This window comes from Bacillus sp. FSL R5-0431 (genome assembly GCF_038002985.1).
In the GTDB taxonomy this organism is placed as follows: Bacteria; Bacillota; Bacilli; order Bacillales; family Bacillaceae; genus Bacillus.
This window is the reverse complement of record NZ_JBBOOG010000001.1, coordinates 3,078,778-3,090,881: the sequence shown is the minus strand read 5'-3', so window position 1 is coordinate 3,090,881 and position 12,104 is coordinate 3,078,778. Positions and strand designations below refer to the sequence as shown.

Annotated in this window: 12 protein-coding genes; 10 read left to right on the top strand and 2 right to left on the bottom strand. The window is 41.8% G+C overall.

The genetic code is table 11. The annotated features are described in order from the left end of the window. Positions 1-122: 122 nt before the first annotated feature. The 9 genes from MKZ03_RS16005 to MKZ03_RS15965 all read left to right on the top strand — a co-directional run bounded on the left by MKZ03_RS16005 (position 123) and on the right by MKZ03_RS15965 (position 9,257). Positions 123-1,583: a tetratricopeptide repeat protein gene (locus MKZ03_RS16005; RefSeq protein WP_034660079.1), complete on the top strand. Its 1,461-nt coding sequence runs from the start codon at positions 123-125 to the stop codon at positions 1,581-1,583. Between the two features lie 363 nt (positions 1,584-1,946). Beyond that, positions 1,947-3,329 carry a C40 family peptidase gene (locus tag MKZ03_RS16000; RefSeq protein WP_340973862.1) on the top strand — a complete coding sequence of 461 codons (1,383 nt, stop codon included), beginning with the start codon at positions 1,947-1,949 and terminating at the stop codon, positions 3,327-3,329. A 233-nt stretch (positions 3,330-3,562) separates the two neighbouring features. Beyond that, positions 3,563-4,513: a thioredoxin-disulfide reductase gene (trxB, locus tag MKZ03_RS15995; protein WP_034660715.1), complete on the top strand. Its 951-nt coding sequence runs from the start codon at positions 3,563-3,565 to the stop codon at positions 4,511-4,513. A 357-nt stretch (positions 4,514-4,870) separates the two neighbouring features. Next, on the top strand, positions 4,871-5,335 hold the full coding sequence (locus tag MKZ03_RS15990; protein ID WP_003213484.1) for an 8-oxo-dGTP diphosphatase: 465 nt from the start codon (positions 4,871-4,873) through the stop codon (positions 5,333-5,335). Between the two features lie 39 nt (positions 5,336-5,374). Next, positions 5,375-6,262: an RNase adapter RapZ gene (gene rapZ, locus MKZ03_RS15985; protein ID WP_034660713.1), complete on the top strand. Its 888-nt coding sequence runs from the start codon at positions 5,375-5,377 to the stop codon at positions 6,260-6,262. Next, the gene (locus MKZ03_RS15980; RefSeq protein ID WP_307500294.1) at positions 6,263-7,222 is read left to right on the top strand and encodes a gluconeogenesis factor YvcK family protein; all 960 of its coding nucleotides are present in this window, start codon (positions 6,263-6,265) and stop codon (positions 7,220-7,222) included. Between the two features lie 17 nt (positions 7,223-7,239). Beyond that, positions 7,240-8,190, top strand: coding sequence for a DNA-binding protein WhiA (gene whiA, locus MKZ03_RS15975; protein ID WP_034660076.1), 951 nt, complete (start codon positions 7,240-7,242; stop codon positions 8,188-8,190). A 26-nt stretch (positions 8,191-8,216) separates the two neighbouring features. Then, complete coding sequence (locus MKZ03_RS15970; RefSeq protein ID WP_034660075.1) at positions 8,217-8,474, top strand: HPr family phosphocarrier protein; 258 nt, start codon at positions 8,217-8,219, stop codon at positions 8,472-8,474. Positions 8,475-8,513: 39 nt separating this feature from the next. Then, a complete protein-coding gene (locus tag MKZ03_RS15965) occupies positions 8,514-9,257 on the top strand; it encodes an arylamine N-acetyltransferase family protein (protein WP_307500292.1) in 744 nt (247 codons plus the stop codon). Positions 9,258-9,305: 48 nt separating this feature from the next. Here MKZ03_RS15965 and MKZ03_RS15960 read toward each other — a convergent pair whose 3' ends face one another. Both MKZ03_RS15960 and MKZ03_RS15955 read right to left on the bottom strand, forming a co-directional pair. Further along, on the bottom strand, positions 9,306-9,794 hold the full coding sequence (locus tag MKZ03_RS15960; RefSeq protein ID WP_034660072.1) for a ribonuclease: 489 nt from the start codon (positions 9,792-9,794) through the stop codon (positions 9,306-9,308). Positions 9,795-9,978: 184 nt separating this feature from the next. Continuing rightward, positions 9,979-10,956, bottom strand: coding sequence for a 2-hydroxyacid dehydrogenase (locus MKZ03_RS15955; RefSeq protein ID WP_307500291.1), 978 nt, complete (start codon positions 10,954-10,956; stop codon positions 9,979-9,981). Positions 10,957-11,509: 553 nt separating this feature from the next. Between MKZ03_RS15955 and MKZ03_RS15950 the strand changes: the two genes are divergently transcribed. Next, entirely contained in the window at positions 11,510-12,091 is a 582-nt protein-coding gene (locus MKZ03_RS15950) for a beta-class carbonic anhydrase (protein WP_117731853.1), read from the top strand. Positions 12,092-12,104: the final 13 nt, after the last annotated feature.

Below are 12,104 nucleotides of genomic sequence, written 5' to 3'. Positions count from 1 at the left end.
GGGCACCTCTGGCTTTTTGTTTTTGAGTGAAAAACAAATCCTTCCTTTTCTTTTGTTCTATGTGACGACTCGTGAAGTATGTTATACTACACACGGTACACTGTTCGAAATGGAGGGTATCGGTGAGTAAATACACTTCTCAAAATAATCACACACAAGTCGTCCAGCTATTCCAAGATGGGCATTACTTTTTTCATAAAGGTCTAAAAGCTTATAGAGAAAGAAATCTATCTAAAGCGAGTAAGCTGATACAGCGGGCTATCGTACTTGAGCCTGAAAATGTAGAAATGCTATCACAGCTTGCCATTATTTATACTGAAATGGGTCATTACCAACAATCAAATGAACTGCTTGATTTCATACTTGAACATATCGATGAAAACATGTCTGAGTGTCACTATTTTAAAGCCAATAATTATGCGAATCTAGGACTCTTTCAAGAGGCATATAAGTCAGCTACTGCCTATGCTTCATTGGAAGAGAACGGGGAATTTGCAGATGAAAATGACGATCTCCTCGACCTGCTCGATATGAGCGACGAAGAGGACGAAGATTTTCCTTACGATCAGGATGACCTGATTGTCAAGCAGGATCAAGCGAATCACTTGCTAGAAAGCGGCAGGCTTGATGAAGCCATTGAAATGCTGGAACAGATGATTGTTGAGTATCCAGAATTTTGGTCAGCGTATAATAATCTCGCTTTGGCCTATTTTTATTCTGGTCAAATCCATCAGGCGAAAGAGATGTTGAACCGGGTTCTTCATGAAAATCCGGGTAATCTGCATGCCCTTTGCAACCAGCTTGTCTTCTATCATTATGAAAAAGAAGAAGAAAAGGTCAATACGTTAGCGAAGCAATTAACGCACGTGTATCCAATATTAAGTGAACAGCGTTATAAGCTTGGCGCAACATTTGCCCTAGTTGGAGAATTTGAATGGGCCTTTAAATGGCTTTATTCTTTGTACAAAACAGGCTTTCAGGGAGATAGTACATTTTTATACTGGCTCGCAAGCGCAGCTTATTATACAGGCCACAAAACGCTTGCACAGACGGTTTGGAATAAGATGGTCGAAGAAGATATCGATGCAGATGAAATCAAGCCGTGGCAGGATAAACCCGAGGAGACTGAGCCAATGGTCTCCATTGAGGAGCGGCTGACTGCGTACTATGTGAGCAAACAAAAAGGGGAACGTGACGTTCTTCAATCTGTCCTTGATGCACACGCAGCGAAAACAGCCTTCGAACAGCAATTCATCGAACTGCTCTTATACGAAGATGAAATGGAAGTGCGGTCGTTTTCAGAAGATGCGGTTTTCGCAAAACAGGCGGCATCCAGCTTGGAAGAAGCTGTTCAGCCTGACAGCCATATGCCTTATTTTTGGTTATTCCATATTATTCAGCAGGCACGTGCTTCTGGCGTAGATAAGAAAAATGCGCCTGCATGGGCAGCAGCATCTTATTATTTATGGATGAAGGAGCAAGAAGAATCAGCTGTGAGCAAAAAAGAGATTGCAGCCTCTTTTCAAATCAGCGTTCAAACACTGTCTAAATATGAACAAGTCATTTGTGCGTTAATCGATTAAATAGGTAAATAGATTCAGCAGATTGCAGCATGGCCGAAAAGGTCATGCTTTTTTCTTGGATAAAAAGGTGGGATTTGCAAGGATTTGGCGAAGTATGACAATCACGACATGTTTTTGAAACATAAATGTAATAAAAATATTAGCTCATTTTGTCGATGTCTCATGTATAATGAAAATCGTGGATTAAAACAAAGACATATATTTAGATATTTTACTATACATAATGAAACACCTAGTGATAGAAACAATCTGGTCAACATCTGACTGATCAATCAGGAAGAAAGACATAGATAGCACAGATTGGCCGCAGAGAATTTGCTGCTTTCTCATGTCGCTTGGAAATTGTCAAAGGAGGAACTATTCGTGAAAAAGTTTATTACTTTCGGTTTAGCTTCGGTCATCGGAGCGAGCAGTTTATTTATCCCATTTACTCATGAAGCAAACGCACAGAACTTTGAACAAAAGAAACAAGAGCTGGACAGCAAGCAATCTGAGGTCAACAAAAACCTTCAAAAGAAAAAAGATGAGCTTTCAAAGCTTGAAGCAAAACAAGAGGCACTTGCACTAAAGCTAAAAGAAATTGACGAGAAAGCTTTAAAAACAAGTGATCAAATCGAAGAAAAACAAAAAGAAAATGAACAAACGAAAAAAGAAATCAAAGCACTGAAACAAGAAATAGCTGATACTGAAAAACGTATTGAAGATAGAAACAAGTTCTTGAAAAAGCGTGTACGTGCGCTTCAAGAAAGCGGCGGTTCTACGAAATACATAGATGTATTACTAGGAGCGAAAAGCTTTAGCGATTTCATCAGCCGTGCAGGTGCAGTATCTACACTCATCAACGCAGACAGCGAAATCATTAAAGAGCAAGAAAAAGACAAAGCTGAGCTTCAAAAGTCTGAAAACGAATTAAACACAAAGCTTGCAGATGTTCAAAAGACACTTGCAAAGCTTGAAACGCTTCAAACAGACTTGAATAAACAGCTTGATGAAAAAGACCAGCTATTCAAGCAAGTGAAAAAGCAAAAAGGAAGTGCTTCTTCTGAAATCAGCGAGTTAAACAGTGAGGCTAACAGCATTGCATCTGAAAAAGACGCAACAATCGCTGCTCAAAAACAAGCTGAAAAAGAAGCGAGAGAAGCAGCTCAAAAAGCAAAAGAAGAAAAAGCACAAAGACAAGAGCAGCGTCAAGCGAGTGTTCAAGCGGAAGACAACAGCTCAACTAACGACAGCAGCCCGTCTTCAAATAACAGTAACAGTGGATCTTCAAATAATAATAACAACAGCAGTTCACCAAGCAAGAAGCCATCTTCTGGCGGTGGATCACCTGTCAGCAGTAACGTAGGCGGAATCGAAGGTGCAATCAGCACAGGTTCTACCATCGTTGGACAATCTCCGTATAAATGGGGCGGCGGCAGATCACAAGCCGATATTGATGCACGTCGTTTTGACTGTTCTTCATTCGTTCGCTGGGCATTCGCATCAGCAGGCATCAACCTTGGACCAGTTGGCGGTACAACAACAGATACGCTTGTAGGTAAAGGAAGAGCTGTAAGTGCATCTGACATGAAACGCGGAGACCTTGTGTTCTTTGATACGTATAAAGTAAATGGACACGTTGGTATTTACTTAGGAAACGGTACATTCTTGAACGATAACAGCTCTCGCGGTGTTTCAGTTGACTCTATGAGCAATGTTTACTGGAAAAAAGCATTCAATGGCGTTGTGAGAAGAGTCGTTGAATAAATCGTTACTTACTATATAACCGTAAACAGGCTTCCTTAAACAGCAGTTTAAGGAAGCTTTTTCTTTTTTTGAAGATATGAGCAAATGATTCGCTTATTATCCGCAGATTTAATAGGATATGGGTAAGGAATAAAAGTAAGAGTGGAATTGATGCTCTCTGTCATGAATGGAAGCATCACCCAAGGGCATTCTAATAAGAAATGCTAGCAGCAATTGAAGAGGGAGTGACAGTTGTGTCAGAAGAAAAAATCTACGATACGATCATCATTGGAGCGGGACCTGCCGGAATGACAGCCGCTGTTTATACATCACGGGGAAATCTTTCAACATTGATGATTGAAAGAGGGATTCCAGGCGGTCAAATGGCAAATACGGAAGATGTCGAGAACTATCCTGGCTTTGAAAGCATTTTAGGACCAGAACTTTCAAATAAAATGTTTGAGCATGCGAAGAAATTCGGTGCTGAGTATGCATATGGCGATATCAAAGAAATCGTAGACGGTGAAGAGTACAAAATCGTCAAAGCCGGTTCAAAAGAATACAAAGGACGCTCTGTCATTATTGCGGCAGGTGCTGAATACAAAAAAATCGGTGCACCAGGTGAAAAAGAACTTGGCGGCCGGGGCGTCTCTTACTGTGCAGTATGTGACGGTGCTTTCTTTAAAAACAAAGAGCTCGTGGTCATTGGCGGCGGAGACTCTGCGGTAGAAGAGGGTGTATACCTCACACGCTTTGCGTCAAAAGTAACGATCGTTCATAGACGCGATAAACTTCGTGCACAAAGCATTTTACAAGCGCGTGCTTTTGATAATGAAAAAATCGACTTCATGTGGAACAAAACCGTTAAACAAATTAATGAAGAAAACGGTAAAGTCGGCAGTGTGACCTTGATTGATACGGTGACTGGTGAAGAAGAAGACTTTAAAACAGACGGCGTCTTTATCTATATCGGGATGCTCCCACTATCTAAACCATTTGAAAATCTCGGCATTACAAATGAAGAAGGATATATCGAGACAAACGAAAGAATGGAAACGAGAGTGGAAGGCATTTTCGCCGCTGGTGACATTCGTGAAAAAACACTCCGTCAAATTGTGACAGCAACAGGTGACGGAAGTATTGCCGCACAAAGCGCACAGCATTATGTAGAAGAGCTTGCTGAAAAGCTGAAAGCAGCGAAATAAATGGCTGTCGTAAATCCTTAATATAGCGTCATGGGCTTTTAACTGGAATGTAACACGGGTGAAATAATTATCCGTTATGATAAAACTAGTAATTGACCCCCTTTTATAAGGAATACATGTTTGGCACGGATGAGAATCCGTGTCCTTTTTTTTGCTTAAAATCAGAAATTCATGAGATGTTCACAAATGACGCATGGAGAACCATTAGATGCTGTAAAATAAAGAGTAGAGAAATTGCCCGCCACCTCTTTCAGACGAAATCCGGTCTGTTTTCGGTGAAGAAGGGGCATGTTCATTGTGAGAGTCAGGATGAACCTGTATAATAAGTTAAAGACATAAAAGAGTAGGTGACAGCTGATGCAACGAGTAACCAATTGTGTGCTGCATCACGAAGATCAAGTTCTCTTGCTGCAAAAGCCAAGACGGGGCTGGTGGGTAGCGCCGGGCGGCAAAATGGAAAGCGGAGAATCGGTCAAGGATTCAGTCGTTCGAGAGTATAGAGAAGAAACAGGAATTTATATTTTAAATCCTCAGTTAAAAGGTGTTTTTACCTTTATCATAAAAGAAGGCGATCAAATCGTTCAAGAGTGGATGATGTTCACCTTTATGGCAGATTCATTTACTGGAAAAAACGTGACAGAGTCAGAGGAAGGCATTTTAAAGTGGCATGAAGTAAAAGATGTGCCTCATTTACCGATGGCTCCAGGAGATTCCCATATTCTTGATTTCATGCTAAAGGGAAAAGGACTTCTGCACGGTACTTTTACGTATACACCTGATTTTGAATTGATTGCTTATCGGTTAGATCCTCAAGGAGACTAATACATGAACCGTTTTCATAAAGAAGGAGAGGAAGCAGGCATGAATACGAACAAACAAGAAGATATTCAGCTTGTGATTATTACAGGAATGTCAGGTGCGGGGAAAACCGTTGCCATTCAAAGCTTTGAAGACTTAGGTTACTTCTGTGTAGATAACTTGCCGCCATCACTTTTACCGAAGTTCCTAGAGCTCATGAAGGAATCGAATTCTAAGATGAGCAAGGTTGCCCTTGTGATGGATTTACGCGGACGAGAATTCTTTGACAGCTTAATTGCAGCTTTAGATGAAATGAGTGATCTTGGCTGGATCACACCAAGAATATTATTTCTAGATTCAAACGATAAGGTGCTTGTCTCAAGATACAAAGAAACGAGACGTTCGCATCCCCTTGCGACAACAGGTTTGCCCCTCGAAGGAATCGCAATGGAACGCGACCTGTTAGAAGAGTTAAAAGGCCGGGCGCAAATGATTTTTGATACATCGGATTTAAAACCAAAACAGCTTCGAGAAAAAATTGTCGCGCACTTTGCCACGAACCAAGGGCAGGTGTTTACAGTGAATGTGATGTCCTTCGGTTTTAAATACGGTCTGCCGATTGATGCTGATCTTGTATTTGATGTGAGATTTCTGCCGAATCCTTACTATATTGAGAGCATGCGTCCACAGACTGGAAACGATGAAGAAGTGCGCTCCTATGTAATGAAATGGAGCGAGACACAAAAATTCACAGAGAAATTAATTGACCTTCTCAGCTTTATGCTTCCGTCCTATAAACGAGAAGGAAAAAGTCAGCTTGTGATCGCTATTGGCTGTACAGGCGGACAGCACCGATCAGTGACGCTAGCTAACTACTTATCGGAGTATTTTAAAAATGACTACTACACTCATGTCACTCACCGGGACATTGAAAAGAGAAGCAGAAAATAGATGACGACACTTCCAAAGGTGGTCATTCTTGGTGGGGGCACTGGCTTATCTGTTTTGCTCAGAGGGCTAAAAACAAAGCCAGTGGACATTACCGCTATTGTAACGGTTGCTGATGACGGAGGCAGCTCAGGCAGACTGCGGCATGATTTGAATATTCCGCCTCCAGGCGATATTCGAAATGTCCTTGCAGCTCTCTCTGATGTTGAACCGCTTGTAGAAGACTTATTTCAGCACCGTTTTAACAAAGGGAATGACTTAACAGGCCACTCTCTTGGCAACCTCATTCTTGCGGCCATGACAAATATAACCGGTGATTTTTTTCATGCCGTCACAGAAATGAGCAAGGTCTTAAATGTGAGAGGAAAAGTCTTGCCAGCAGCGAATTCAAGTGTTGTTCTTCATGCTGAATTAGAAAACGGGCAAGTGGTGACAGGAGAATCAAAAATCCCAACCTACGGTGAGCGAATTAAACGAGTGTTCCTCACACCCGATACGATTGAACCGCTCCCAGAATCGATTCAAGTCATTCGTGAAGCTGATTTGATCGTCATTGGGCCAGGCAGCTTGTATACAAGTATCCTGCCAAACTTGCTTGTACCGCATATTGGCGAAGAAGTGATTCGCTCGAAGGCGAAAAAAGTGTATATTTGCAATGTCATGACCCAGCCAGGGGAAACGCTTTCCTACAGTGCAGCTGATCATGTGGAGGTATTAAATGATCATATGGTTCGTCCATTTATCGATACCATTTTTGTGAACAATAAAGAAATTCCAGAAGAGATCAAAGCAAAATATGCAGAAGAACAGGCACAGCCTGTACAGTTCGACACAGATGTACTCAAGGCAATGGGACTGGAAGTCATCCCTGGGGAAATCATTACATATGACCAGCATGTGATTCGTCACGACACGCTGAAAGTAGCCTCGCTGCTTGTCGACCTGCTGCATAAGAAAAAATAGGAATGGGGGTGGCAAGGATGTCATTTGCATCCGAAACAAAAAAAGAGCTGACTAATCTGGACGTGAAGGACTGCTGCACAAAAGCAGAGCTTTCTGCCCTCATCCGTATGAACGGTTCATTATCTTTCTCTAATCGAAAATTAATTCTAGATATACAGACAGAGAACGCAGCCATCGCAAGACGGATTTATACGCTGCTGAAAAAGAAATATGATGTCACAGTCGAGCTGCTCGTTCGTAAGAAAATGAGATTAAAAAAGAATAATGTGTATATTGTCAGACTGGTAGAACGAGCGAAAACCATTTTAGAGGATTTGAAAATATTGGGTGAGCAATTTGTATTTGAGCGCAATATTTCAGAAGAGCTTGTAAAGAAAAGATGCTGCAAGCGCTCCTATATGAGAGGTGCTTTTTTAGCAGGCGGTTCTGTGAATAATCCAGAAACGTCTTCCTATCACCTTGAGATTTTTTCACTATATAAAGAACACAATGATGCCCTTTGTGAGCTGATGAATCAATTTCAACTCAACAGTAAAACACTTGAGCGTAAAAAAGGATACATCACGTATATGAAAGAAGCCGAAAAAATTACCGAATTCTTAAGCGTTGTAGGTGCGCATAATTCACTTCTTCGCTTCGAAGACGTTCGGATCGTCCGTGATATGCGAAATTCCGTGAACCGGCTCGTCAATTGTGAAACAGCAAACTTAAATAAAACGATTGGTGCATCACTGCGCCAGGTCGAGAACATTCAATTCATTGATGAAAAAATTGGACTTGATGCCCTCCCGGATAAGCTGCGTGAAATTGCAAAACTGCGAGTCGACTATCAAGAGGTCACACTAAAGGAACTGGGAGAAATGGTGGAAAGCGGCAAGATCAGCAAATCAGGCATTAACCACCGCTTAAGAAAGCTAGATCAAATTGCAGAACAATTACGAAACGGACAAGCTGTTACACTCAAATAGGAGAATGAAAAAGGGAGGCAGATCATATGGTGGAAAAAACGGTCACCATCCAGTTAAAAACAGGCTTGCAGGCACGTCCCGCTGCTTTGTTCGTACAAGAAGCCAATCGCTTTGGGGCTGAAATTTTTCTAGAGAAGGACGGAAAAAAAGTCAATGCGAAGAGCATTATGGGTCTCATGAGCCTTGCGATCAGCTCTGGGGTCACTGTCACACTGATAGCAGATGGTGCGGATGAACAAGAAGCCATTGATGCGTTAACGGATTTTATCAATCAAGAAAACTGAGTCTCTTCACAGACTCAGTTTTTTTAGAAGGGAATGAATATGATGCAATCAGCATTTTTACAGAAGATCGGATACGAAGGCCAGTCCATCACCTTTGATGACCTGCCTGTATTATTAAAAAAGATGGCCTACACCTTTCCATTTGAAAATAGATCTGTGCTGAACAAACAATCCTATGCCTTGAATCAAGAGGGGTTGAAGCAGCATCTTCTTGAAGGAGAAAGAGGAGGTCTTTGCTACGATCTCAATCCTCTCTTATATTATGTGTTAAAAGAGGCAGGGCTTGCTGTACAGCTCGTTCAAGGGACCGTGTATAACAAAGAAGCGTGCACATGGGCAATTGATGGCACGCACGTCGCCATGACGTTGAACCATCACAACGAACGCTTCCTTATTGATGCGGGATTTGGTGTGAATTTACCTCTTCAGCCTGTACCTTTTACAGAAGAATGGGTGGAAGGAGCGTCTATTCGGTTTCGAGTCAAAGAAGAGGTCACCGAAAAAGGAACGCATCTGCTCCAATTAGATAAGGGGGAAGGCGCTGAAACAGGCTATGCTTTCACATTGGAAGAGGTGAGCGAGCCTACTTTGGTCCAAATGAGACATGAGATTTATGAAAATGAAGCCTCTCCTTTTAACAAAAGACCGCTTGCGTCAAAACTCACACCAACAGGACGTGTAATCGTCACCGAGGATCATGTCACCACACATGAACATGAAGAAGTGTCGAAAAAACCGCTGCCTCTGCCTTTTGAGGAATACGTGAAAACTCTGTTGCCATAAGCAGCATAAAAAACAGCCCTAGGTCAAATGGGGCTGTTTTTTGATTGATTATCGAATACGTGTGAAAGTTGCATAATGGTCTGTTGTTTTGTAAATGAGCCAGTCACTTGAATACACGAGGCGGTCAGCATTTCGGAAGCCAGAGACGTAGTTGATATCTGCCTCACGCCATGTTCGGCCGCTTGCTGAAGGAAGACGTCCCTCCCGGTTAGAGAAAACATCTCCACCGATGCTTTTACCTGGGGCAACCTCTGCTAGATTTCCCTTTGATGCCACCCATCCAAGAGCACTTGCTTGTGATTTTGTGATGTAGTTATCAGGCAGTCGTTTGTAGCGAATTAAATAATCTGCTACACCATCAAACGTATTAATGACGGCAAGGGTATGAACATCTGATGTAAGTTGAATAGTAGCTGTTTCATTTGTGGCGGTCTGTGTAAGAGGTGTTTCGGCATAGGCTTGCTGCGGAATAAAACCAGAAAACAGAATAGCAGCGATCAGAGCAAACATAGTAAAAACCGAACTGATTTTTTTCATCTTCATCCTCCTATTAAGGAAATCGGATGCTGTCCTCTTGATGCTTGTCTACCTCATATTATAGCACCCGAACATGAAGGAAATGTAAAGAAACAGGTTCTTTGCTAAAATGAGGCTTTTTTCCTGATAACCTTCTGATGAAATAAATAAAAAGACGCAGCTCCGAATCCTGCGTCTTTTCCGATTAAGATGAAGCAAGCTCCTTCACAATATCAACAGGGGCTTTGCCATCAATTCCATGAATCACATTATGAATGGCTCGTTTCAGCATAAGATCCCGTGTTGTTTCAGTAGCAGAACCGATGTGAGGAGCAAGGGTGACATTGTTCATTTCTTTGAAAGGATGATTCTCCTGAAGCGGTTCCTGCTCAAACACATCAAGACCTGCGCCTTTGATCCATCCCTCCTGAAGCGCTTGAATGAGGCTTTTTTCATCCACTGTTTTCCCGCGTGAGATGTTTACAAATAAAGCCGTTTGCTTCATTAACTTCAATTCCCGTTCTCCAATCATATGATACGTTTCATTGGTCAGCGGTGTAATCAACACAATGATATCGGCTTGCTTTAGCAGGTCATCAAGTGTGCAATATAAAGCGCCATATGCTGATTCAGCCTTTTCATTCCGGCTGCGGTTATGATACAGGACGTTCATATCAAAACCATGTGCGGCTCGTTTGGCTACTTGCTCTCCGATTCGTCCCATGCCAATAATGCCAAGCGTTTGATGATGGACATCGATGCCAAAGATATCTTCTTCCTGTACAAATTTCGTCCATTTCCCCTCGCGGATAAAACGATCAAGCTCGGCAATTCTTCGCGCAGAGGAAAGAATGAGTGAAAATGCAAGGTCAGCAACAGTATGATCGAGTGTATGAGGCGTGTGTGTACCAATTACGCCTCTTTGCCTCATCAATTCTATATCGAAATTGTCATAGCCAACAGAGTTATTGCTCACTACTTTGAGTTTTGGTGCGTGATCTAATAGCTCTTGATCGATTTTCGTTCCAGACGTTAAAAGACCATCAGCATGCTGCAGTTTTTGAAACAAAATACCTTTTGGAATGGGGTCTTTGGATTGCCACACCTCGTATGTACAATGTTCCTTTAGCATTTCCTCAAAAGAGGCAGGTAATGGTTTGGCGACAAAAATGTGTGGTGTCACAGTCTACTCGCTCCTTTCACATGATCATCTTGCTCCTTTTATTATAAAGCAACCATTTCGGCTGAACACGTTTGAAGGTTATCTGCTCAATATTTAATATACTAAAATAACGGAAAAGAGAGACATTTTCTTAGTGAAAAAGTATATTCATATGCCATCTGATCCATTTTTTACATAGATAAGAGTCAGCTAATGGGTGATGTGACATATGAAAAAGCCTGATTTTCTGAGAGATTATCTGACAAACTGGAAAATAGATCGAGATTTTTTGATAGAAAAATGATTATATTTGAAACGTATTAAACGGGAAGGTCGTTTTCTACTAAACCATTTCATCGTCTTTTGGCGATCAGAGAACGATAGATTGAAAGGAAGACCGCGTCTCCCTTACGTTGAAGCGGAAAATAAAGAAAATGATGACTTTTTTTCTCATCGTTTTCTCATTTTTTTCTTTTTTTTCTATCATTTTTCTTCTCTATGCTTGAGAACACACGAAAGAAAAGGGGGACAGGCAGGGACTTACGTGACTTATAAAAAGATGGGAGATGGCAAGATGGGATCAAAATTAGAACAGATTCTTCAGCACAATTCAGAGTTCGTACAAGAGAGACATTATGAGCCTTACAAAGCGGGGAAATTTCCCGAAAAGAAACTGGTCATATTAACTTGTATGGATACACGTCTTTTGGAATTATTGCCGCAATCCATGGGGCTGCGCAACGGTGATGCCAAGATCATTAAAAATGCGGGCGCCATTGTAACTCATCCGTTCGGCAGTGTGATGAGGAGTATTCTACTAGCCATCTATGAGCTAAAGGCAGAAGAGGTATGCATTGTAGGACATCATGAATGCGGAATGGCAGGTCTTGCGGCAGATCCTTTACTTGAAAAGGCGAAAGCACGCGGCATTGAAGAGAAATGTTTGAGCATTGTGAAAAACTCAGGAGTTGATTTAAAGGGGTGGCTGACAGGCTTTGATTCGGTTGAAGAGAGCGTGTCCCAAAGTGTGAAATTGGTCAAAGAGCATCCATTGATGCCAAGTGATGTGGCTGTTCATGGACTAGTCATTCATCCAGCAACGGGAAAGCTGGATGTTGTTGTGAAAGATAAACAGATCGATCCACAGTATACCTAAATCATCTACACAT

What these genes read in the sequence shown, in the direction of transcription:
- whiA (WP_034660076.1), top strand. Translation starts at nt 7,240, where the DNA reads ATGTCATTTGCATCCGAAACAAAAAAAGAGCTGACTAATCTGGACGTG.
- MKZ03_RS15970 (WP_034660075.1), top strand. Translation starts at nt 8,217, where the DNA reads ATGGTGGAAAAAACGGTCACCATCCAGTTAAAAACAGGCTTGCAGGCA.
- MKZ03_RS15950 (WP_117731853.1), top strand. Translation starts at nt 11,510, where the DNA reads ATGGGATCAAAATTAGAACAGATTCTTCAGCACAATTCAGAGTTCGTA.
- MKZ03_RS15990 (WP_003213484.1), top strand. Translation starts at nt 4,871, where the DNA reads ATGCAACGAGTAACCAATTGTGTGCTGCATCACGAAGATCAAGTTCTC.
- MKZ03_RS15960 (WP_034660072.1), bottom strand. Translation starts at nt 9,794, where the DNA reads ATGAAAAAAATCAGTTCGGTTTTTACTATGTTTGCTCTGATCGCTGCT.
- rapZ (WP_034660713.1), top strand. Translation starts at nt 5,375, where the DNA reads ATGAATACGAACAAACAAGAAGATATTCAGCTTGTGATTATTACAGGA.
- MKZ03_RS15965 (WP_307500292.1), top strand. Translation starts at nt 8,514, where the DNA reads ATGATGCAATCAGCATTTTTACAGAAGATCGGATACGAAGGCCAGTCC.
- MKZ03_RS15980 (WP_307500294.1), top strand. Translation starts at nt 6,263, where the DNA reads ATGACGACACTTCCAAAGGTGGTCATTCTTGGTGGGGGCACTGGCTTA.